This window comes from Rathayibacter sp. AY1F8 (assembly GCF_002932165.1).
In the GTDB taxonomy this organism is placed as follows: domain Bacteria; phylum Actinomycetota; class Actinomycetes; order Actinomycetales; family Microbacteriaceae; genus Rathayibacter.
Genome location: NZ_PSVB01000037.1, coordinates 1 through 20,394 on the forward strand (window position 1 = coordinate 1; position 20,394 = coordinate 20,394).

The following is a 20,394-nucleotide window of genomic DNA, read 5'->3' on the forward strand; positions in this document are numbered from 1 at the left end:
CCCCTAGAAATCGGAGAACACACCACATGACAACGACGTCAGCGACGTCGACGCGCGGTGGAGCGCGCGTCCACGTCCAGCGCTTCGGCACCTTCCTCTCGGGAATGGTCATGCCGAACATCGCGGCCTTCATCGCCTGGGGCTTCATCACGGCCCTCTTCATCCAGACCGGATGGCTCCCGCTCCTCGGCATCGACGCCACCTGGGTCCAGCAGTTCGGCGGCTGGAGCACGGATCCCGACGTGGTCAACACCGGCCTCGTCGCCCCGATGATCACCTACCTCCTCCCGCTCCTCATCGCGAACACCGGCGGCCGCATGGTCTACGGCGCCCGCGGAGGCGTGGTCGGCACCATCGCGACCATGGGCGTCATCGTCGGCGCCGGCATCCCGATGTTCATCGGCGCCATGATCATGGGCCCGCTGTCGGCGTGGCTCATGAAGAAGGTCGACTCGATCTGGGACGGCAAGATCAAGCCCGGCTTCGAGATGCTGGTCAACAACTTCTCCGCCGGAATCCTCGGCCTCCTCCTCGCGCTCCTCGCCTTCGCGGGCGTCGCGCCGCTCGTGGTCGGCCTCTCGACCGCCCTCGGTGCGGGCGTGGAGTTCCTGGTCAACGCGGGCCTGCTCCCGCTGACCTCGCTCTTCATCGAGCCGGCGAAGATCCTCTTCCTGAACAACGCCATCAACCACGGCATCCTCACGCCGCTGGGCGTCCAGCAGGCGGAGGAGGCGGGCAAGTCCTACCTCTTCCTCCTCGAGGCCAACCCCGGCCCCGGCATGGGCGTGCTCCTGGCCTTCGCGTTCTTCGGCGTCGGCGCGGCCCGCGCCTCCGCTCCCGGTGCGGCGATCATCCACTTCATCGGCGGCATCCACGAGATCTACTTCCCGTACGTGCTGATGAAGCCGGCGCTGCTCGCGGCCGTCATCCTCGGCGGTGCGACCGGTGTCGCGACGAACGTCGCGTTCAACTCCGGCCTCCGCGCCCCCGCCTCGCCCGGCTCGATCATCGCGGTGCTCCTGCAGACCGCGAACGACAGCTTCCTCGGCGTCATCCTCTCGGTGATCCTCGCGACCGCCGTGTCGTTCCTGGTGGCCTCGGTCATCATCCGGTCCGGCCGCAAGCGCGACCTGGCCGCGGAGCAGGAGGGCGACGACAAGCTCGCCGCCGCCGTCGCCGCCAACGAGGCGAACAAGGGCAAGGAGAGCGCCGTCGGCTCGCTCATCAACGCCCGCGGCGCCAACGCTCCGCAGGACTCGGCCGGCGCCTCGACCGCGGGGGCCACGGCCACCGCGACCCAGGTCCGGAACATCGTCTTCGCCTGCGACGCCGGCATGGGCTCGTCCGCGATGGGCGCCTCGGTGCTGCGGAACAAGATGAAGAAGGCGGGCTTCGAGGACGTCACGGTCACCAACAAGGCGATCGCCGCTCTCGAGGACGACGTGGACCTGGTCATCACCCAGGCCGAGCTCACGGAGCGCGCCCGCCAGCGCACCCCGGGCGCGATCCACGTCTCCGTGGACAACTTCATGAACAGCCCGAAGTACGACGAGGTCGTCTCGCTGGTCGCGGAGCAGCACGGCAAGTAGTACGCCAACCATTCGGAGGGAACCCGTAGGGTGCGACAGGGCGGACACGCTCCGCTCGCCCCTGCGGGTTCCCTCGCTGTCAGCACCTCCACGGAAGGACGCACCCCATGAGCGACGTGCTCACCATCGGACAGATCGACGCCTCCGGCACCGCCACCACGAAGGAGGCCGCCATCAAGGAGGCCGCCGACATGCTGGTCGGCGTCGGCGCGGTCACCCCCGCCTACTACGAGGCCATGCTCGCCCGCGAGGCGACCGTCTCGACCTACATGGGCAACCTGCTCGCCATCCCGCACGGCACCAACGACGCGAAGGACGAGATCCGCTCCTCCGCCCTCTCGTTCGTGCGCTATGCGCAGCCGATCGACTGGGACGGCAACGAGGTGCGCTTCGTCGTCGGCATCGCCGGCGTCGACAACGAGCACCTCGAGATCCTCTCCAAGATCGCGATCATCTTCTCGGAGGAGGACGAGGTGCAGAAGCTCCTCGACGCCCCGGACGCGCAGTCGCTCTACAGCCTGCTGGGCGAGGTCAACTCCTGATGCCCACCGCCGTCCACTTCGGCGCCGGCAACATCGGCCGCGGCTTCGTCGGCCTGATCCTGCACGGCGCCGGCTACGAGCTCGTCTTCGCCGACGTCAACTCCGAGCTGATCGGCCGCCTCGGCGCTGCCGACAGCTACGAGGTGCGCGAGGTGGGGGAGGAGGCGGCCACGCACGTCGTCGACCGCTTCCGCGCGATCGACTCGGCCGCCGACGAGGAGGCGCTCGTCCGCGAGATCGCCGCCGCCGACATCGTCACCACGGCCGTCGGCCCGAACATCCTGCGCTTCGTCGCCCCCGTGATCGCGAAGGGCCTCGCGGCCCGCGACGAGTCGGCGCCGCGGCTGGCGGTCATGGCCTGCGAGAACGCGATCAACGCCACGCGCCTCCTGCAGACCGAGGTCGCCGCGAACCTCGGCGCGGACGAGTGGGAGCGCCTGCGCACCCGCGCCGTCTTCGCCGACACCGCGGTGGACCGCATCGTCCCGAACCAGGACCCGGGCCAGGGCCTGGACGTGACGGTGGAGAGCTTCTTCGAGTGGGTCGTCGACCGCACTCCGTTCGAGGGCACCGAGCCGGAGATCCCGGGCGCGACCTGGGTCGACGACCTCGAGCCCTTCATCGAGCGGAAGCTCTTCACGGTGAACACCGGCCACGCGACGGCCGCCTACACCGGCTTCGCGGCCGGAGCGCACAAGCTCTCCGACGCGCTGGCGATGCCCGAGGTGCACGACGCGGTCAAGGCCGCGCTCGAGGACACCAAGGCGCTCATCGTGGCCAAGCACGGCTTCAGCGACGGGGAGCAGCAGGCCTACCTCGAGAAGACGCTGAAGCGCTTCGCCAACCCGTACCTGACCGACACGGTCGACCGGGTGGGACGCCAGCCGCTGCGGAAGCTGTCGCGGCACGAGCGCTTCATCGGACCGGCGGCCGAGCTCGCCGAGCGCGGGCGCACGCCGGAGGGCCTTCTCACCGCGATCGGCGCCGCGCTGCGCTTCGACGTGCCCGAGGACCCCCAGAGCGTGGAGCTCCACGAGAAGCTGGCCGCGCTCACCCCGGAGGAGTTCGTGGCGGAGGTCACCGGCCTCACGGCCGAGCATCCGCTCTTCGACCGGGTCGTGGCGGTCGTCCGCGGCTAGTCCCGTGGCCGCACGGCGGTGAACGACGACGAGGTCCTCTGCTTCCCGCGGGGGACCTCGTCGTCGTCTGCGGCGGCTCGGGCGGAGCGCTAGAACAGCCGCCAGCGGGTGAGCGGCCAGGCCACGGCGAAGACGCGTCCGGTGACCCTGTCGATCGGCACGGTCTTCACGCACGTGTCGATCGGCCCGCCGACGCCGCGGCACTCGCCGAGCGAGTCGTTGGAGTTCGACCGGTGGTCGCCCAGGACGAAGAGGGAGCCCTCGGGGACGGTGTACTCGTCGAAGCATCGGAGGGACGCGGGGCTCGTCGTGCAGTCGAGGGTCCCGGGGGTGAAGGGGAAGTCCTCGAACACGTAGGACTCGTCCAGCGGCTTCCCGTCGACCAGCACGTGCCCCTCGGCGTCGCAGCAGGAGACGGTGTGGCCCCCCTCGGCGATCAGCCTCTTGACGAGGAACTCCTCGTGGGAGGGGCCGATGCTGGTGACGTCGCCGAAGGTCTTCACGATCTCGGAGAGGGGGCTGCCGGCCTCGTCGCTCGCGCCCCAGTCGGCGTCGCGCGAGAAGACGACGATCTGCCCCTCCTCCGGCCCGCCCTGGAGGGCGAGGGTGCGGTCGACCAGGATGCGGTCGCCGAAGAATCCGCCGCCCTGGAGGGTGTTCTCCATCGAGCCGGTCGGCACCGTGTACACCTTCACGAAGAAGGTCTGCACCAGGGCGATGACCGCGATCGCCGCCAGGATCGTCACCACCGGGTGCGAGTACCAGCTCCGCCTCGCGGTCGCGGACCTCGTCGTGCGCGCCATGTGCTCTCCCTCCGGCTCGACGGAGCCAGCCTAGGCGGCGGCGGACGCAGGGCCGGGCAGGGGGCGCGCGTCGGGCGCGGAGGCGGAGGAGGGGGCGACACGCCCGAGGTGGCGGAGCGGCCGCGATTCGCGTAGCATCGACCCTTGGTGTTTTGCGCGTGCTCCGGCATGCCCGCGAACCCCGATCCGGGCTCTCGCCCGGTGGTGGCTCGTCGCGGAAACATTCGCACGACCAGTACACACACTACTTCCGAACGACAGTGAGGCTATGGCCAAAAAAGACGGTGTCATCGAAATCGAAGGTGCGGTTGTCGAGGCGCTCCCCAACGCGATGTTCCGCGTGGAGCTGACCAACGGACACAAAGTTCTCGCCCATATCTCGGGCAAGATGCGTCAGCACTACATCCGGATCCTCCCCGAGGACCGGGTGATCGTGGAGCTGAGCCCCTACGACCTGACCCGCGGCCGGATCGTCTACCGCTACAAGTAGACGTTCGCTCCGCTGACGTTCGCGACGTGCGTGTCCTGTAAGGAACGGCCCCGGCATCCGCCGGGAGCACGACGCCAGCGAAAACAAGGACAAGAACAATGAAGGTCAACCCCAGCGTCAAGCGCATCTGCGACCACTGCAAGATCATCCGCCGCCACGGCAACGTGATGGTCATCTGCAGCAGCAACCCCCGCCACAAGCAGCGCCAGGGCTAGTCCCGCTGCTTCCGCGAGGGAGCGCAGGGGCGGCGTGCCGCCCCATTGCACAACTGAACACACCCGCAGCACCAGAAATCGCGCAGCACCCCGGCGACCCCGGGGTGGACGGCGAGGACACCTTCGGTCGGAGGCCGAGGCACCGGTGCTGCTTCACACCTCCACTCACTCACAGGAGAAGCCACAATGGCACGTCTGGCAGGAGTAGACATCCCGCGCGAGAAGCGCGTGGAGGTCGCACTGACCTACATCTACGGTGTCGGCCGCACTCGCGCGCTCAAGACCCTGAGCGACACCGGGATCGACGGCAACATCCGCGTCAAGGACCTCAGCGACGACCAGCTCGTCTCGCTCCGCGACTACATCGAGGGCAACTACAAGGTGGAGGGCGACCTCCGCCGCGAGGTCGCCGCCGACATCCGCCGCAAGGTCGAGATCGGCTCGTACGAGGGCCTCCGCCACCGTCGCGGCCTCCCGGTCCGTGGACAGCGCACCAAGACGAACGCGCGCACCCGCAAGGGACCCAAGCGCACCGTCGCCGGCAAGAAGAAGGCCGGCCGCAAGTAACGCGGGCGACACGGACCTAGAGGAGATACAGAATTGGCTACCCCCAAGTCGGCCGCGCGCAAGCCGCGCCGCAAGGAGAAGAAGAACATCGCTGTGGGCCAGGCCCACATCAAGTCGACGTTCAACAACACCATCGTCTCGATCACCGACCCCTCCGGGGCCGTCATCAGCTGGGCCTCGTCCGGCGGAGTCGGCTTCAAGGGCTCGCGCAAGTCGACGCCGTTCGCCGCCCAGCTCGCCGCCGAGTCGGCCGCGCGCCAGGCTCAGGAGCACGGCATGAAGAAGGTGGACGTCTTCGTGAAGGGCCCCGGCTCGGGTCGTGAGACCGCGATCCGCTCGCTCCAGGCCGCAGGCCTCGAGGTCGGCTCGATCAACGACGTCACCCCGCAGGCGCACAACGGCTGCCGCCCGCCCAAGCGTCGTCGCGTCTAAGCAGCACTCGCAGCCGTCGGCCGGCCGCACGAACCGCCTCCGGGCGGGGAGTGCGGCCGGCCGGCGGATCGCGCATTTCTTTCACAACTCCACACCTCGCAAACGCACGTGTCATATAGCGGACACGTGATCGAAAGGAATCATCAGTGCTTATCGCACAGCGTCCGACGCTCACCGAGGAGAACATCTCGGAGTTCCGTTCCCGCTTCGTCATCGAGCCCCTCGAGCCCGGCTTCGGCTACACGCTCGGCAACTCGCTGCGTCGCACCCTGCTGTCCTCCATCCCCGGCGCCGCTGTCACCAGCATCCGGATCGACGGAGTCCTGCACGAGTTCACGACCGTCCCGGGCGTCCGCGAGGACGTCACCGAGATCATCCTGAACATCAAGGGACTCGTCGTCTCCTCCGAGCACGACGAGCCGATCACCGCCTACCTGCGCAAGCAGGGCGCCGGCCAGGTCACCGCCGCGGACATCTCGGCGCCGGCCGGTGTCGAGATCCACAACCCTGAGCTCGTCATCGCCACGCTGAACGACAAGGCGAAGTTCGAGCTCGAGCTCACGATCGAGCGCGGCCGCGGCTACGTCTCGGCGACCCAGAACCGCAGCGAGTTCTCCGAGGCCGGCCAGATCCCGGTCGACTCGATCTACTCGCCCGTGCTGAAGGTCACCTACCGCGTCGAGGCCACCCGTGCCGGCGAGCGCACCGACTTCGACCGCCTGGTCGTGGACGTGGAGACGAAGGCCGCGATCTCGCCGCGCGACGCCATCGCCTCCGCCGGACGCACGCTGACCGAGCTGTTCGGTCTCGCCCGCGAGCTGAACAACGCGGCCGAGGGCATCGAGATCGGCCCCGCGCCGGTCGACGCGGTCCTCTCGACCGAGCTGTCCATGCCCATCGAGGACCTCGACCTCTCGGTGCGCAGCTACAACTGCCTCAAGCGCGAGGGCATCAACAACGTCAATGAGCTCGTCGCCCTCTCGGAGACGCAGCTCATGAACATCCGCAACTTCGGTCAGAAGTCGGTGGATGAGGTCAAGGAGAAGCTGACGGAGCTCGGCCTGTCGCTCAAGGACTCGGTCCCCGGGTTCGACGGCGCCCACTTCTACAGCTACGACGACGAGAGCATCTAGGTCCTCCGCTCCGGAGCCCCGGCTCCTCGCGTCCGACCTGCTGACACCCCTTTAGTACTGGAGTAAACCCATGCCCAAGCCCACCAAGGGCCCCCGCCTCGGAGGCGGACCCGCACACGAGCGCCTGCTGCTGGCGAACCTGGCCGCGGCCCTGTTCACGCACAAGAGCATCAAGACGACCGAGACCAAGGCCAAGCGCCTTCGTCCGCTCGCCGAGCGCCTGGTGACCTTCGCCAAGCGCGGCGACCTGCACGCCCGCCGTCGCGTCCTCGCGACGATCGGCGACAAGTCGGTCGTCCACGAGCTCTTCACCGAGATCGCTCCGCTCGTCGCCGAGCGCGAGGGCGGCTACACGCGCATCACCAAGATCGGCCCCCGCAAGGGAGACAACGCGCCCATGGCCGTGATCGAGCTCGTCCTCGAGCCCGTCACGCCCAAGGCGAAGAAGTCGCGCACCGCCACGGCGCCCGTGTCCGCTCCGGTGGACGAGGCCCCCGCCGAGGAGACCACTGCCGAGGAGACCCCCGTCGAGGAGGCGCCCGTGCAGGACGCTCCCGTCGAGGACGCCGCGCAGGACGCTCCTGTCGAGGAGACCGGCGCGACCAAGTAGTCACGCCCCCTCTGCCGAGAGCCCTCCGTCCCCTCCGGGGCGGGGGGCTCTCGTCGTTCCACGGGGCCGAGTGGCGCGAATCGTCGCTTACGATGGCACGGCTGCGCTCGTCGGGTGCGGCCGCGTCACGACCGGCGCTCCCGGGGTCCGCCCCGACGATCCTCGGAGGACTCCTGTGCGACTGCCCTCCTCGGCTGCTGCGGCGCTCCTCGCCCTGGCACTCGCGGGCGGAGTGAGCGGCTGCGCCTCCGGCGAGGTGATCGACGTGCCGGAGTCGGCGGGCCTCGCGAGCACGCCTCCGGTACCGTCGGCCGCACCGACCGTGCCCTCCGTGCCCTCCGTGCCGTCGAGCGAGGGCGTGGACTGCGCGACCGCTCTCCCCGCCTCCCTCGTCGAGCAGGAGGCCGGCTCGACGGCGGGCACCGTGTCGATCACCGCCGCGGGAGACACGTGCTCCTCCGCCGTCGACGGCGGCGATCCGGTCGTCGTGCTGACGCTGCACCGCGGGCCCCTCGTCGAGACCTTCACCGGTGCGGGCGAGGCGCTCGGCGCCGTGCCGGTCTCGCTGGGCACGGCCGCCTACGGGGTGCAGGGCATCGCCTCCGCTCCCTCCGAGCTGGCCGTGCTCGCAGGCGGCGGGGAGGCGCGGATCGTCTCCTCGGTCGGCGAGCAGTCGACGCTGGTCGGCTGGGCGGTCTCGGCCCTGGCGACCGTCGACGTCCCGCTCGCGGTCGCCTGAGCCGCGACCACGGCGCGCTCTACACTCGTCTGATGCTCCACCGCGTCCGCCTCGACCTGGCCTACGACGGCTCGCACTTCTCCGGGTGGGCCAAACAGCCCGGCCTCCGCACCGTGCAGGGGGTGCTCGAGGAGTCGCTCGCCCTGGTGCTGCGCTCCGAGCAGCACCCGACCGTGACGGTCGCCGGGCGCACCGACGTCGGCGTGCACGCCAGCGCCCAGGTCGCCCACGTCGACCTCACCTCCGAGCAGTGGGGCCGCATCAGCACCGGCCGGCGCCGACCGGGGGAGGAGCCGTTCCCGCCCGCGTCGATCCTGGAGCGGCGGCTCCGCGGGATCCTCGGGCAGTACACCGACGTCTCGGTGCACCGGGTGACGGAGGCGCCGGAGGGGTTCGACGCGCGGTTCTCGGCGCGCTGGCGGCGGTACGAGTACCGGCTGGCCGACGCCTCCTCGATGCGCCACCCGCTCGACCGCACGTACACCACCTGGATCACCGACTCCCTCGACCTCGACGCGATGTCGGCCGCGGCCCGCTCGCTCCTGGGCCTGCACGACTACGCGTCGTTCTGCCGTGCCCGCGCAGGGGCCACCACCATCCGGAGCCTGCTCGACTTCACCTGGGAGCGAGACGCCGACGGAGTCCTGCACGCCCACCTGCGCGCGGACGCCTTCTGCCACAGCATGGTGCGGGCCCTCGTGGGGGCGTGCGTCGCGGTCGGCGCCGGGAAGCTCGAGGCGGGGGCGGTCCCGCTGCTCCGCGACGCCGCCAGACGGACCAACGCGTTCGCGGTGATGCCGGCCCGCGGCCTCATCCTCCGCGAGGTCGACTACCCCGAGGACGACGCGCTCGCCGAGCGGGCCCTGCTCACCCGCGCGAAGCGCACCGTGCGGACCGAGGGGCCGGACCCGGAGGACTCGGAGTGAGGCGAGGGCGCGCGCCCGCGCCCCGCGACCCGTGGCGGCTCGGGTCGCACCTCCCGCTGCCGGAGCCCCTGCCGCCACGATCCGTGCTTGGCCGCACGAGGGCTTTGCTGTAATGTCGACCCTTGGTGTTTTCGGCCGTGTGCCGAGCGCCCGAAGTTGAGCCCTCCACCGGATCGGTTCGTCCCCCTCGAGGGTCGAACGGCCACGGAGCGGGATCCACGAACACCTCACTCCGACCAGAAAGCAGCACTCACGTGACTCGCACTTTTTCTCCGAAGCCGGCTGACGTCCAGCACGACTGGATCGTCATCGACGCGTCCGACGTCGTGCTCGGCCGTCTCGCCACCCACGCCGCGGCGCTCCTGCGCGGCAAGCACAAGGCCACCTTCGCGCCGCACATGGACATGGGCGACTTCGTCATCATCGTCAACGCGGAGAAGGTCGCCCTCACCGGCCAGAAGCTCCTCCAGAAGAAGGCCTACCGCCACTCCGGCTACCCGGGCGGCCTCTCGGCCACCACGTACGCCGAGCTCCTCGAGAAGAACCCGGTCCGCGCCGTCGAGAAGGCCATCCGCGGCATGCTGCCCAAGAACTCCCTCGGCCGCGCCCAGCTGCGCAAGCTGAAGGTCTACACGGGATCCGAGCACCCCCACGCGGCCCAGCAGCCGCAGGCGTACGCCTTCACCCAGGTCGCCCAGTAGGCTCCGGCCCTCCCCGACACCCCAGACTTCGAAGACAAAGGATCACCTACACCGTGGCGAAGATCGCAGACCAGATCGACGTGGCTCCCGAGAGCTACTCCACCGAAAGCCCGGCCACCGAGGCGTCCACGACGCCCCGCGCCGTCCTCAACGTCTCCGGCGCAGCCGTGGGCCGACGCAAGCAGGCCATCGCCCGCGTGCGCCTCGTCCCCGGCAACGGCGGCATGACCGTCAACGCCCGCGAGTTCGCGGAGTACTTCCCCAACAAGCTGCACCAGCAGCTGATCACCGACCCCTTCAAGGTGCTCGACCTGATCGGCTCCTACGACGTGGTCGCCAAGATCACCGGCGGCGGCCCCTCCGGTCAGGCCGGCGCGCTGCGCCTCGCCATCGCCCGTGCACTCAACGAGATCGACCGCGAGAACAACCGCGCGATCCTGAAGAAGGCGGGCTTCCTGACCCGCGACGCCCGCGTCATCGAGCGCAAGAAGGCCGGTCTCAAGAAGGCCCGCAAGGCGTCCCAGTTCTCGAAGCGCTAGTCGACGCGGCCTGACGGCCGCACGACCAGCAGCTCGAGAAGGGACTGCGCACCATGCCGCGCCTGTTCGGAACAGACGGCGTCCGTGGCCTCGCGAATCGCGAGGTCACGGCCGACCTGGCTCTCGGCCTCGCCCAGGCGGCCGCCCGTGTACTCGGAGCGGCCGCCCGGGCCGAGGGCCGTCGGCCCGTCGCCGTGCTCGCCCGCGACCCCCGCATCTCCGGTCAGTTCATCGGAGCCGCGGTCGCGGCGGGTCTCGCGAGCGCGGGAGTCGACGTGCTCGACGCCGGCGTCATCCCGACGCCCGCCACCGCCTACCTCATCGCCGACGAGAACGCCGACTTCGGCGTGATGATCTCGGCCTCGCACAACCCCGCCGCCGACAACGGCATCAAGTTCTTCGCCGCCGGCGGACGCAAGCTCCCGGACGAGCTCGAGAACCGCATCGAAGCGGCCCTCGGAGTCCCCCCGCTCACGCCGACCGGAGCCGACGTCGGCCGCATCACCCGCTTCTCCGACGCGGAGGACCGCTACGTCCTCCACCTGCTCGGATCCCTCGAGGGCACCCGTCTCGACGGCCTGCACGTGGTCATCGACTGCGCGCACGGCGCCGCCGCCGGTATCTCGCCCCAGGTGTTCACCGACGCCGGAGCGACCGTCACCGTCATCGGCAACGACCCCGACGGCCTCAACATCAACGACGGAGTGGGCTCCACCCACCTCGACAACGTCGCCGACGCCGTCCGCGCGGCCGGCGCCGACATCGGCATCGCCCACGACGGCGACGCCGACCGCTGCCTCGCAGTGGACGCCGAGGGCCGCATCGTCGACGGCGACCAGATCATGGCGATCCTCGCGACAGCCATGGCCCGCCGCGGCGCCCTCCGCGACGACGTCCTCGTGGCCACCGTCATGAGCAACCTCGGCCTCAAGCTCGCCATGCGCGCCGCCGGCATCCGCGTCATCGAGACCGCGGTCGGCGACCGCTACGTCCTCGAGGCGATGAACGACGGCGGCTACTCGCTCGGCGGGGAGCAGTCCGGCCACGTCATCATGAGCCGCTACGCCACCACCGGCGACGGCGTGCTCACCGGCCTCCAGCTCGCGGCCGAGATGGCCCGGACCGGACGCACGATCGCCGACCTGGCCGCCGTCATGTCCGTCTTCCCGCAGACCCTCCTCAACGTGCGCGGCGTCGACCGCGAGGGCGTCCGCGACGACGAGGTCATCGCCTCCGCCGTCGCCGACGCCACCGCCGAGCTCGGCAGCGACGGCCGTGTGCTCCTGCGCCCCTCCGGCACGGAGCCGATGGTGCGCGTCATGGTCGAGGCGAAGACGCAGGAGACGGCCGACCGCCTCGCCGAATCGCTCGCCGCGGTCGTGCTCGAGCGGCTGCGCTCTTAAGGAGCCGCTCCCTGCGCGGCCCCTCGCGGTCGGCTTGGCGAGGTGGTTGCGATGGGTGGAGCGGGGCGCGTTCGCCGCGGGTGAATCGCTTGGCACGCGATTCCCACGACGGCGGTGTTCGTTGCGGGGCCGCTCCCTGCGCGGCCATTCGCGGTCGGCTTGTGGAGGTGGTCGCGCTGGGTTGAGCGGGTCGCGGTCGCCGCGCGTGAATCGCTTGGCACGCGATTCTCGCTGACGGCTGTGTTCGTTGGTGGGCTGCTACTTGCGCGGCCCCTCGCGGTCGGCTTCGCGAGGGGGTTGCGCGGGCGGAGCGTGTCGCGGTCGCCGCGCGGGAATCGCTTGGCACGCGATTCCCACGACGGCTGTGTTCGTTGAGGGGCCGCTCCTTGCGCGGCACCTCGCGGTCGGCTTCGCGAGGTGGTTGCACGGGTGGAGCGGGTCGCGTTCGCCGCGCGTGAATCGCTTGGCACGCGATTCACGCTGACGGCTCGTGGGTGGCGGCGAGCCTGCGCCGATCGTGCGGTGAAGGGGTTCGAGGTCGGTGGCTGCGCGGTGCGCGCGGCGGCGAACAGCGACCGGGGGCGCGGTCAGATCTTGCGGAGGAGGACCGAGGAGACCGTGTGATCGGCCTGCTTGCGGAGGACCAGGCTCGCGCGGGAGCGGGTGGGGCGCACGTTCTGCAGCAGGTTCGGCTCGTTGATCGCGGCCCAGATGCTCCGCGCGCGCTCACGGGCCTCGTCCGGACTGAGCGCCGCGTAGCGGTGGAAGTAGGAGTTCGGATTCGCGAACGCGCCCTGCTGCAGGGTGAGGAAGCGCTCCTCGTACCAGCGCGCGATGTCGCTGGTCCGGGCGTCGACGTAGACGGTGAAGTCGAACAGGTCGCTGACCGCCAGGCCGTGACCGGGCACCGGCGGCTGCAGCACGTTCAGGCCCTCGACGATCAGCACGTCCGGCCGCCGCACGACGATCTCGGCGTCGGGGACGATGTCGTAGGAGAGGTGCGAGTAGAACGGCGCGCGCACCTCCGCGGCCCCGCCCTTCACCTCCGAGACGAAGCGCAGCAGCGCCCGCCGGTCGTACGACTCGGGGAAGCCCTTGCGGCTCATCAGACCGCGGCGCTCCAGCTCGCGGTTGGGCAGCAGGAAGCCGTCGGTGGTCACCAGCTCGACGCGGGGCGTGTCCTCCCAGCGGGCGAGCAGCTCCCGCAGCAGGCGCGCGATCGTCGACTTGCCCACCGCGACCGACCCCGCGACGCCGATCACGAACGGAGTCGGCTGCGCGCGCTCCCCGAGGAACGTGCTCGTCGCGCGGTGCAGGTGCCGCGCGCCACCGGCGTACAGGCTCAGCAGGCGCGAGAGCGGCAGGTAGACCTCCGCGACCTCGGTCAGGCTCAGCCGGTCGCCCAGCCCCCGCAGCTGCACGACCTCGGTCTCCGACAGCGGCAGCTCCGTGGTGCGGGCGAGCTCGGCCCAGTCGGAGCGGACGATCTCGACGAAGGGGGAGGGGTGCGCGTCGCGAGCGGGATCGCGAGGAGACGACGGCATGGGGACCGATCCTAGCGTCCGCCCCGCCGGGTGCCCGACGCCGCGGGAGGCGCCTCCGCGCCGCTTAGAATCGAGCGCATGTGTGGAATCGTTGGATACGTCGGTGAGCGCGACAGCCTGGCCGTGCTGCTCGGGGGCCTGAAGCGTCTGGAGTACCGCGGCTACGACTCGGCCGGCGTGGCCGTGATCGACGCCGACGGGCAGCTCGACAGCCGCAAGCGCTCGGGCAAGCTCAGCGTCCTCGTCGACGACCTCGAAGCGCACCCGCTGGCCGAGGGCACCACGGGCATCGGCCACACCCGCTGGGCGACGCACGGCGGCCCGACCGACCGCAACGCCCACCCCCACCTCGCGGACGAGGGCAGGCTCGCCGTCATCCACAACGGCATCATCGAGAACTTCCAGCCGCTCAAGGAGCAGCTGCTCGCCGAGGGCGCCGTCTTCGAGAGCGAGACCGACACCGAGGTCGCCGCGCACCTGATCGCCCGCGAGTACCGCCGCACCGGCGACCTCGTGCTCGCCTTCCAGGCCGTCGTCGCGCACCTCGAGGGCGCGTTCACCCTGCTCGCCCTGCACCAGGACCAGCCCGGCGTGGTCGTCGGCGCGCGCCGCAACTCGCCGCTCGTGATCGGCCTGGGCGACGGGGAGAACTTCCTCGGCTCCGACGTCGCGGCGTTCGTCGAGTTCACCCGCCGCGCGGTCGCCATCGGCCAGGACCAGATCGTCACGATCACCCCGGAGCTCGTCACGGTGACCGACTTCTTCGGCAACCCCGTCGAGACCGAGCCGTTCGAGATCGCCTGGGACGCGTCGGCGTCCGAGAAGGGCGGCTGGTCGAGCTTCATGGCCAAGGAGATCACCGAGGGCCCCGAGGCCGTCGCCAACACGCTCCGCGGCCGCATCCACGAGGGCGCGATCACGCTGCCCGAGCTCGACGCGCTCGGTCCGGTGCTGACGGAGATCGACCGCATCACGATCATCGCCTGCGGCACGGCCGCCTACTCGGGCATGGTCGCCAAGTACGCGATCGAGAAGTGGGCGCGCGTCCCCGTCGAGGTCGAGCTCAGCCACGAGTTCCGCTACCGCGACCCGGTGCTCACCCCGCGCACCCTCGTCGTCTCGATCAGCCAGTCCGGCGAGACGATGGACACGCTGATGGCGGTCAAGTACGCCCGCGAGCACGGCGCCAAGACGCTCTCGGTCTGCAACACCCAGGGCGCGACGATCCCGCGCGAGTCGGACGCCGTGCTCTACACGCACGCGGGACCGGAGGTGGCGGTCGCCTCGACCAAGGCCTTCGTCGCCCAGATCGCGGCGCTCTACCTCTTCGGGCTGCACCTGGCCGCGGTGCGCGGTGCCGCCTCCACCGAGCTCGTCGCCTCGCAGGCGGCCCAGCTCGCCGCGATCCCGGAGAAGCTCTCCCGCGTGCTCGACGCCTCCGACGACATCGCCCAGCTGGCCGGCTGGATGGCCGACACCCGGGCGGTGCTGTTCCTCGGCCGCCACGTCGGCTACCCGGTGGCGCTCGAGGGTGCGCTGAAGCTCAAGGAGCTCGCCTACATCCACGCCGAGGGCTTCGCGGCGGGCGAGCTCAAGCACGGCCCGATCGCACTGATCGAGCCGGGCCAGGTCGTCTTCGTGATCGTGCCGAGCCCGAGCGAGTCGTACGAGCTGCAGCGCAAGGTGATCTCGAACATCCAGGAGATCAAGGCCCGCGGCGCCCGCGTCATCGCGATCGCGGAGCAGGGCGATACGGCCGCGATCCAGATCGCCGACGAGGTCGTGCCGATCCCGCTCGCCGACCCGCTGTTCGAGCCGCTGCTCGCCGTCACCCCGCTGCAGATGTTCGCGATGGAGCTCGCCGCCGCCAAGGGCCTCGACGTCGACCAGCCGCGCAATCTCGCCAAGTCGGTCACGGTCGAGTGATCGAGCCGTGATCGTGGGGATCGGGGTGGACGTCGTGGACCTCGCGCGCTTCGAGCGCTCGCTGACGCGCACGCCCCGGCTCCGCGACCGGCTGTTCGCCGAGAGCGAACGCTCGCTCCCCGTCGCCTCGCTGGCGGGCCGCTTCGCCGCCAAGGAGGCGCTGATCAAGGCGCTCGGCGACTCCGTGGGCGCCCGCTGGCACGACATGGTCGTCGAGCGGGACGAGCACGGGAATCCGTCCTTCGCGCTGCACGGCCCGGCCCGGGCGGCCGCGGAGGCGCGCGGGATCACGCGCGTGCACCTCTCGATGACGCACGACGCGGGCGTGGCCTGCGCGTTCGTGGTGGCAGAGTCGTGAGCGTCCCCGCGTCGTACCGAGAGGCGGTGATCGACGTCGACGCGATGGCGGCGAACGCCGCGCGTCTGCGCGAGCTCACCGGCGCCCGCCGGCTGATGGCCGTCGTCAAGGCCAACGGCTACGGGCACGGCGCCCTGGCCGCGGCGCAGGCGGCGCTCGACGGCGGCGCGGACGCCCTCGGCACCGCGGAGCTGCGGGAGGCCGTGGCCCTGCGCGAGGCAGGCGTCGTCGCTCCGATCCTCTGCTGGCTGCACGACCCCGGCGAGGACTTCGACGCGGCGCTCGAGCACTCGATCGACGTCGCCGTCTCCTCGGTCGACCAGCTCGACACGCTCGCGCAGTCGGCGGAGGACCGCGGCGTGCGCGCGGCCGTGCAGCTCAAGGTCGACACGGGCCTCAGTCGCAACGGCGCCGCGGAGGAGGAGTGGCCGCACCTGGCGGAGGCGCTCGCCCGTCACAGCGCTCGCGGCACCGTCCACCTCACCGGGCTGTTCTCGCACCTGTCCAACACCTCGCGCGAGGACGACCTCGCCCAGCTCGCGCTCCTCCGCCGCGCCGAGGCCGTGCTGGCGGCGCACGGGGTGCAGGCGCCGGTCCTGCACCTCGCGGCGACGGCGGCGGCGCTGCGCCTCCCGGAGGCCCGCCTCGACATGGTGCGCAGCGGCATCGCCCTCTACGGACTCTCGCCGTTCGAGGACGAGACCTCGCTCCAGCTCGGGCTCGTCCCGGCGATGACGCTGCAGGGCCGCGTCGCCGGCGTCCGCCGGGTGCCCCACGGGACCGGCGTGAGCTACGACTACACCTGGCGGGCCGAGGGCGGGACGACCCTCGCGCTCGTGCCGTTCGGCTACGCGGACGGCATCCCGCGGAGCGCCTCCGGCGTCGCGGAGGTCTCGATCGGCGGCCGCCGCCACCGGATCGCCGGGCGGGTCGCGATGGACCAGTTCGTCGTCGACGTGGGGGATGCGAGCGTCGCGACGGGCGACCCGGTGACGCTCTGGGGCGACCCGACGACCGGCGTCCCCTCGGTAGACGAGTGGGCGCGGTGGTGCGCCACCATCAACTACGAGCTGGTCACCCGGCTCGGGCCGCGGGTCCAGCGGCGGCTGCTGAGCGCGGCGGACGGCCGTGCCTGAGCGCTCCTGGTTCGCGGACCGCGTCGTCGAGGTCGCCGATCCGGAGGCCATGGCGGAGCTCGGCCGCGAGCTCGGCCGAGTGCTGCGCGCCGGCGACCTGCTGGTGCTGACCGGGCCGCTCGGCGCGGGCAAGACGACCTTCACGCGCGGGCTCGGCGAGGGCCTCGACGTGCGGGGTCCCGTGACGAGCCCCACCTTCGTGATCGCGCGGACGCATCCGCCGCTGCACGACGGGCCGCCGCTCGTGCACGTCGACGCCTACCGCGTGGGCTCGCCGGTCGAGCTCGACGACCTCGACCTCGATCCGGCGCGCTCGGTGATCGTCGTGGAGTGGGGGGCCGGGATGCTGGACGGCGTCGCGGAGTCCTGGCTCGACGTGGTCATCGAGCGGCCGACCGCCGGCTCCGACGCCGAGGAGGGCGAGGAGCCGATCGAGCCGCGGACCGTCCGCTTCCGCGGCACCGGCTGGAGCTGAGCCCGCGGGTACCCTGGACGCGTGCTCCTCGCGATCGACACCTCCTCCGGAACCTCCGTCGCCGTCGTCGACTCCGCGGGCGCCGTGCGCTCGGAGCGCACCGAGACCGACACCATGCGCCACGCGGAGGTGGTCGGCCGGCTGATCCAGGAGGCGCTCGAGGCGGCGGACGTGGCTCCCGGGGGCATCGAGGCGGTCGCCGTGGGCATGGGCCCCGGCCCCTTCACCGGCCTCCGGGTCGGGATCGCCGCCGCCCGGGCTTTCGCGCTCGGCCGCGGCGTCCCCACCCTCCCCGTGGTCTCGCACGACGCGATCGCTCTCGCCGCGCTGCGGCACGGGCGCGCCGCGGGCTTCCTCGTCGTCACCGACGCCCGCCGCCGAGAGCTGTACTGGAGCGCCTACGACGGGCTCGACGATCAGGGGCTCCCCGTCCGCCTCGCCGGCCCGGGCCTGGACAAGCCGCCTGCCCTCCCGCATCCGGAGCTCCCGCGCCTGGAGGCCGAGTCGGTCTCCGCCGGCGAGCTCGGAGTCGTGGCCGCCCGCCTGCGCGCTGCCGGCCGGCCCGGCGCCGAGGACGAGCCCCTCTACCTCCGCTCGCCCGACGTCACGCTGTCGGCCGGTCCCAAGCGGGTGACCGCATGAGCGAGGCCGTGCTCCGCGACGCGCAGCCGGACGACCTCGACGCCGTCATGGCGATCGAGCAGTCCGAGTTCGCCGGCGACGCCTGGTCGCGCGGGATGATGGCGGAGGAGATCCGGAGCCGTCACACCCGGTACCTGATCGCCGAGCAGGACGGCGAGGTGGTCGGCTACGCCGGGCTCCTCTGCCCCGTCGGCGCCCACGAGGGCGACGTGCAGACGATAGCGGTCGTCGCCCGGGTCCGCCGCACCGGCCTCGGCCGCCGACTGCTGCGCGCGCTCCTCGAGGCGGCCGGCGAACGCGGCGCCCGCGAGGTCTTCCTCGAGGTCCGCGCCGACAACCCCGCCGCGCAGACCCTCTACCGCTCGGAGGGCTTCGAGGAGATCGGCGTCCGCCCCGCCTACTACCAGCCCGACGGAGTGGACGCGATCGTGATGCGCCTGCCGCCGACCCCGACCCAGGAGACCCCGTGAGCACCGGACCCCTCGTCCTCGGCATCGAGACCAGCTGCGACGAGACGGGGATCGGCATCGTCCGCGGCACGACGCTGCTCTCGAACACCATCGCCTCCTCGATGGAGGAGCACGCCCGCTACGGCGGCGTCGTGCCCGAGGTGGCCGCCCGGGCGCACCTGGAGGCGCTCGAGCCCGCCCTGCACGCGGCGCTCTCCGAGGCCGGTGTCGCGCTCGGCGACCTGGACGCGATCGCGGTCACCAGCGGACCGGGGCTCTCGGGCGCCCTCATGGTCGGCGTCGGAGCGGCGAAGGCGCTCGCCGTCTCGCTCGGCCTGCCGCTCTACGCCGTGAACCACCTCGTCGGCCACGTGGGAGCCGACGTCCTCCGGGCCGACGGCAGCGAGGGCAGCCCCGTCGAGCTGCCGACGATCGCGCTGCTGGTCTCGGGCGGGCACACCTCGCTCCTGCACGTGCGCGATCTGGTGTCGGATGTCGAGCTGCTCGGCGAGACCATCGACGACGCCGCCGGCGAGGCCTTCGACAAGGTGGCGCGCGTCCTGGGCCTGCCCTATCCCGGCGGACCGCAGATCGACCGGGTGGCGGCGGACGGGGACCCGAAGGCGATCCGCTTCCCCCGCGGGCTCAGCCTGCCGAAGGACCTCGAGCGCCACCGCTACGACTTCTCGTTCTCAGGGCTGAAGACCGCGGTCGCCCGCTGGGTCGAGAAGCGCCAGGACGCGGGGGAGGAGGTGCCCGTGTCCGACGTCGCGGCGAGCTTCCGCGAGGCGGTCGCCGACGTCCTGCTCACGAAGGCGCTCGCCGCCTGCCGCGACCGGGGCGTGCCGCGCCTCCTGCTCGGCGGCGGCGTGGTCGCCAACGCTCGGGTGCGCGCGCTGGCGGAGGAGCGGTGCGCGGCCGCGGGAGTGACCCTCCGGATCCCGGCGCTCTCGCTCTGCACCGACAACGGCGCGATGATCGCCGCACTGGCGGCGCAGCTGATCGAGGCGGGGCATCCGCCGTCGGGGCTCGGCTTCGGGGCCGACTCGACCCTCCCGGTCACCGAGATCCAGGTCCGCTGAGGCCTTTACCGGGCGGCGGCCGGGCCGCGCAAGCGCCGTCCAGCTTTTTGACAGGCGGATCGTGCCACTGCCACTCTTGGCCGCATCCGCTCGTTCCTGACCCTGGGGGATTCCATGACCACTCCGTACACGCCCGCGTCCGACCGCTACAACATCCTGGCGATCATCGGCTTCATCGCCTCGTTCTTCGTCTCCATCGTGGGCATCGTGCTGGGCTTCATCGCCCTGTCGCAGATCAAGCGCACGGGGGAGAAGGGCCGCGGCCTCGCCCTCGCCGCCGTCATCATCGGCTTCGTCGCGATCATCATCACCATCATCTCGTTCGTCGCGCTCTTCTCGATCGCGGCGACCATGCCCTCGACCGGGTACTGATCGACACGCCTCCGAGGCTCGGGGGCGCCCGCACCACCAGGAGGACACCGTGACCGACGACACCGCGCCCGGACCGCAGACCGGACCGGCGCCCGCGCCGTTCGCCCCTCCGCTCGGCGAGCCGTCGGCGGCCTACCCGCCGCCGACGGCCGCCGCCGATCCCTACCCCGGTCTCCCGCCCCGCCGCCCGCCGATGAATCCGCTCGCGGTCGCGGCTCTGGTGTGCGGACTGCTGGGGCTGGCGCCCGCCGCCATCGTCCTCGGCCACATCGGCTTCGCCCAGGCCCAACGCTCCGGACAGCGCGGCCGCGGTCTCGCGGTCGCCGGCTTCGTGCTGGGCTACCTCGCGATCGTCCTCGCGGTGATCGCCTACCTCGCCTGGACGGCCTTCGTCGGCGACCTGCGCGACGGCGGCTACCTGCCCGCGTGAGCGGACGGAACCCCTCCGCCGCCGCCCGGGTGCTGGCTAGACTCGCGCTATGAGCGACGACAGCACCCGTCCCGGCCCCGGCTCCGACGAGCAGCACGGCTCCGTCCCGGTCCCGCCGGCCCCGCCCGTCCCCGCGGCCCTCGCGCTCCCCC

General features: G+C 71.6%; 25 protein-coding genes. 23 read left to right on the top strand and 2 right to left on the bottom strand.

Going from position 1 to position 20,394, the window contains the following annotated elements:
• Window positions 1-26: 26 nt before the first annotated feature.
• From C5C35_RS16205 to C5C35_RS16215, 3 genes are all read left to right on the top strand, one after another.
• The gene (locus C5C35_RS16205; protein WP_104224995.1) at window positions 27-1,589 is read left to right on the top strand and encodes a PTS mannitol transporter subunit IICB; all 1,563 of its coding nucleotides are present in this window, start codon (window positions 27-29) and stop codon (window positions 1,587-1,589) included.
• Window positions 1,590-1,696: 107 nt separating this feature from the next.
• The gene (locus C5C35_RS16210) at window positions 1,697-2,131 is read left to right on the top strand and encodes a PTS sugar transporter subunit IIA (RefSeq protein ID WP_104224996.1); all 435 of its coding nucleotides are present in this window, start codon (window positions 1,697-1,699) and stop codon (window positions 2,129-2,131) included.
• The gene (locus tag C5C35_RS16215) at window positions 2,131-3,270 is read left to right on the top strand and encodes a mannitol-1-phosphate 5-dehydrogenase (RefSeq protein WP_104263579.1); all 1,140 of its coding nucleotides are present in this window, start codon (window positions 2,131-2,133) and stop codon (window positions 3,268-3,270) included. Before C5C35_RS16210 ends, C5C35_RS16215 begins: the two co-directional genes overlap by 1 nt.
• Before the next feature lie 89 nt (window positions 3,271-3,359).
• On the opposite strand, the gene lepB is transcribed toward C5C35_RS16215, so the two are convergent.
• Window positions 3,360-4,073, bottom strand: a complete 714-nt coding sequence (lepB, locus tag C5C35_RS16220; protein ID WP_104263580.1) for a signal peptidase I — start codon at window positions 4,071-4,073, stop codon at window positions 3,360-3,362.
• Window positions 4,074-4,341: 268 nt separating this feature from the next.
• On the opposite strand from lepB, the gene infA reads away from it, so the two are divergent.
• The 11 genes from infA to glmM all read left to right on the top strand — a co-directional run bounded on the left by infA (window position 4,342) and on the right by glmM (window position 11,828).
• Complete coding sequence (gene infA, locus C5C35_RS16225) at window positions 4,342-4,563, top strand: translation initiation factor IF-1 (protein WP_022883252.1); 222 nt, start codon at window positions 4,342-4,344, stop codon at window positions 4,561-4,563.
• A 98-nt stretch (window positions 4,564-4,661) separates the two neighbouring features.
• Window positions 4,662-4,778: a 50S ribosomal protein L36 gene (gene rpmJ / locus C5C35_RS16230; protein WP_055787164.1), complete on the top strand. Its 117-nt coding sequence runs from the start codon at window positions 4,662-4,664 to the stop codon at window positions 4,776-4,778.
• 186 nt (window positions 4,779-4,964) lie between these two features.
• A complete protein-coding gene (rpsM, locus tag C5C35_RS16235) occupies window positions 4,965-5,345 on the top strand; it encodes a 30S ribosomal protein S13 (protein ID WP_068251511.1) in 381 nt (126 codons plus the stop codon).
• A gap of 33 nt (window positions 5,346-5,378) precedes the next feature.
• Window positions 5,379-5,777: a 30S ribosomal protein S11 gene (gene rpsK / locus C5C35_RS16240; RefSeq protein WP_055787170.1), complete on the top strand. Its 399-nt coding sequence runs from the start codon at window positions 5,379-5,381 to the stop codon at window positions 5,775-5,777.
• A 146-nt stretch (window positions 5,778-5,923) separates the two neighbouring features.
• Entirely contained in the window at window positions 5,924-6,910 is a 987-nt protein-coding gene (locus C5C35_RS16245; protein WP_104224999.1) for a DNA-directed RNA polymerase subunit alpha, read from the top strand.
• A gap of 70 nt (window positions 6,911-6,980) precedes the next feature.
• Window positions 6,981-7,520 (top strand): 50S ribosomal protein L17, encoded by a 540-nt coding sequence (rplQ, locus tag C5C35_RS16250; protein WP_104225000.1) that lies wholly within the window; start codon window positions 6,981-6,983, stop codon window positions 7,518-7,520.
• 175 nt (window positions 7,521-7,695) lie between these two features.
• On the top strand, window positions 7,696-8,259 hold the full coding sequence (locus C5C35_RS16255) for a hypothetical protein (RefSeq protein WP_104263581.1): 564 nt from the start codon (window positions 7,696-7,698) through the stop codon (window positions 8,257-8,259).
• Window positions 8,260-8,291: 32 nt separating this feature from the next.
• Window positions 8,292-9,185, top strand: a complete 894-nt coding sequence (locus tag C5C35_RS16260; RefSeq protein ID WP_104263582.1) for a tRNA pseudouridine(38-40) synthase TruA — start codon at window positions 8,292-8,294, stop codon at window positions 9,183-9,185.
• Between the two features lie 254 nt (window positions 9,186-9,439).
• Window positions 9,440-9,886, top strand: coding sequence for a 50S ribosomal protein L13 (rplM, locus tag C5C35_RS16265; RefSeq protein ID WP_104225003.1), 447 nt, complete (start codon window positions 9,440-9,442; stop codon window positions 9,884-9,886).
• Window positions 9,887-9,939: 53 nt separating this feature from the next.
• Window positions 9,940-10,425, top strand: coding sequence for a 30S ribosomal protein S9 (gene rpsI / locus C5C35_RS16270; protein WP_104225004.1), 486 nt, complete (start codon window positions 9,940-9,942; stop codon window positions 10,423-10,425).
• Window positions 10,426-10,478: 53 nt separating this feature from the next.
• Window positions 10,479-11,828: a phosphoglucosamine mutase gene (glmM, locus tag C5C35_RS16275; protein WP_104248196.1), complete on the top strand. Its 1,350-nt coding sequence runs from the start codon at window positions 10,479-10,481 to the stop codon at window positions 11,826-11,828.
• Window positions 11,829-12,415: 587 nt separating this feature from the next.
• Here glmM and coaA read toward each other — a convergent pair.
• The gene (gene coaA / locus C5C35_RS16280) at window positions 12,416-13,372 is read right to left on the bottom strand and encodes a type I pantothenate kinase (RefSeq protein ID WP_104234153.1); all 957 of its coding nucleotides are present in this window, start codon (window positions 13,370-13,372) and stop codon (window positions 12,416-12,418) included.
• Between the two features lie 78 nt (window positions 13,373-13,450).
• On the opposite strand from coaA, the gene glmS reads away from it, so the two are divergent.
• The 9 genes from glmS (at window position 13,451) to C5C35_RS16325 (ending at window position 20,242) form a co-directional block, all read left to right on the top strand.
• On the top strand, window positions 13,451-15,298 hold the full coding sequence (gene glmS, locus C5C35_RS16285) for a glutamine--fructose-6-phosphate transaminase (isomerizing) (RefSeq protein WP_104227413.1): 1,848 nt from the start codon (window positions 13,451-13,453) through the stop codon (window positions 15,296-15,298).
• Between the two features lie 7 nt (window positions 15,299-15,305).
• Entirely contained in the window at window positions 15,306-15,656 is a 351-nt protein-coding gene (locus tag C5C35_RS16290) for a holo-ACP synthase (protein WP_104225009.1), read from the top strand.
• Window positions 15,657-15,682: 26 nt separating this feature from the next.
• Window positions 15,683-16,792, top strand: a complete 1,110-nt coding sequence (alr, locus tag C5C35_RS16295; protein WP_258066440.1) for an alanine racemase — start codon at window positions 15,683-15,685, stop codon at window positions 16,790-16,792.
• A 49-nt stretch (window positions 16,793-16,841) separates the two neighbouring features.
• Window positions 16,842-17,267, top strand: a complete 426-nt coding sequence (gene tsaE, locus C5C35_RS16300) for a tRNA (adenosine(37)-N6)-threonylcarbamoyltransferase complex ATPase subunit type 1 TsaE (RefSeq protein ID WP_104227417.1) — start codon at window positions 16,842-16,844, stop codon at window positions 17,265-17,267.
• Between the two features lie 21 nt (window positions 17,268-17,288).
• Window positions 17,289-17,909: a tRNA (adenosine(37)-N6)-threonylcarbamoyltransferase complex dimerization subunit type 1 TsaB gene (tsaB, locus tag C5C35_RS16305; RefSeq protein WP_104263584.1), complete on the top strand. Its 621-nt coding sequence runs from the start codon at window positions 17,289-17,291 to the stop codon at window positions 17,907-17,909.
• Window positions 17,906-18,379 carry a ribosomal protein S18-alanine N-acetyltransferase gene (rimI, locus tag C5C35_RS16310; RefSeq protein WP_104263585.1) on the top strand — a complete coding sequence of 158 codons (474 nt, stop codon included), beginning with the start codon at window positions 17,906-17,908 and terminating at the stop codon, window positions 18,377-18,379. Before tsaB ends, rimI begins: the two co-directional genes overlap by 4 nt.
• Window positions 18,376-19,440 (top strand): tRNA (adenosine(37)-N6)-threonylcarbamoyltransferase complex transferase subunit TsaD, encoded by a 1,065-nt coding sequence (gene tsaD / locus C5C35_RS16315; protein ID WP_104263586.1) that lies wholly within the window; start codon window positions 18,376-18,378, stop codon window positions 19,438-19,440. Before rimI ends, tsaD begins: the two co-directional genes overlap by 4 nt.
• A 114-nt stretch (window positions 19,441-19,554) precedes the next feature.
• Entirely contained in the window at window positions 19,555-19,812 is a 258-nt protein-coding gene (locus C5C35_RS16320; protein ID WP_104225014.1) for a DUF4190 domain-containing protein, read from the top strand.
• Window positions 19,813-19,861: 49 nt separating this feature from the next.
• Window positions 19,862-20,242 (top strand): DUF4190 domain-containing protein, encoded by a 381-nt coding sequence (locus C5C35_RS16325; RefSeq protein WP_104263587.1) that lies wholly within the window; start codon window positions 19,862-19,864, stop codon window positions 20,240-20,242.
• Window positions 20,243-20,394 lie beyond the last annotated feature (152 nt).

Excerpts from the sequence above, each read along its gene's own strand:
- infA (WP_022883252.1), top strand. The coding sequence starts at position 4,342 with ATGGCCAAAAAAGACGGTGTCATCGAAATCGAAGGTGCGGTTGTCGAG.
- rpmJ (WP_055787164.1), top strand. The coding sequence starts at position 4,662 with ATGAAGGTCAACCCCAGCGTCAAGCGCATCTGCGACCACTGCAAGATC.
- tsaE (WP_104227417.1), top strand. The coding sequence starts at position 16,842 with ATGGCGGAGCTCGGCCGCGAGCTCGGCCGAGTGCTGCGCGCCGGCGAC.
- rpsM (WP_068251511.1), top strand. The coding sequence starts at position 4,965 with ATGGCACGTCTGGCAGGAGTAGACATCCCGCGCGAGAAGCGCGTGGAG.
- C5C35_RS16205 (WP_104224995.1), top strand. The coding sequence starts at position 27 with ATGACAACGACGTCAGCGACGTCGACGCGCGGTGGAGCGCGCGTCCAC.
- C5C35_RS16320 (WP_104225014.1), top strand. The coding sequence starts at position 19,555 with ATGACCACTCCGTACACGCCCGCGTCCGACCGCTACAACATCCTGGCG.
- C5C35_RS16210 (WP_104224996.1), top strand. The coding sequence starts at position 1,697 with ATGAGCGACGTGCTCACCATCGGACAGATCGACGCCTCCGGCACCGCC.
- glmS (WP_104227413.1), top strand. The coding sequence starts at position 13,451 with ATGTGTGGAATCGTTGGATACGTCGGTGAGCGCGACAGCCTGGCCGTG.
- C5C35_RS16260 (WP_104263582.1), top strand. The coding sequence starts at position 8,292 with ATGCTCCACCGCGTCCGCCTCGACCTGGCCTACGACGGCTCGCACTTC.
- coaA (WP_104234153.1), bottom strand. The coding sequence starts at position 13,372 with ATGCCGTCGTCTCCTCGCGATCCCGCTCGCGACGCGCACCCCTCCCCC.
- rplQ (WP_104225000.1), top strand. The coding sequence starts at position 6,981 with ATGCCCAAGCCCACCAAGGGCCCCCGCCTCGGAGGCGGACCCGCACAC.
- glmM (WP_104248196.1), top strand. The coding sequence starts at position 10,479 with ATGCCGCGCCTGTTCGGAACAGACGGCGTCCGTGGCCTCGCGAATCGC.
- lepB (WP_104263580.1), bottom strand. The coding sequence starts at position 4,073 with ATGGCGCGCACGACGAGGTCCGCGACCGCGAGGCGGAGCTGGTACTCG.
- C5C35_RS16215 (WP_104263579.1), top strand. The coding sequence starts at position 2,131 with ATGCCCACCGCCGTCCACTTCGGCGCCGGCAACATCGGCCGCGGCTTC.
- rimI (WP_104263585.1), top strand. The coding sequence starts at position 17,906 with ATGAGCGAGGCCGTGCTCCGCGACGCGCAGCCGGACGACCTCGACGCC.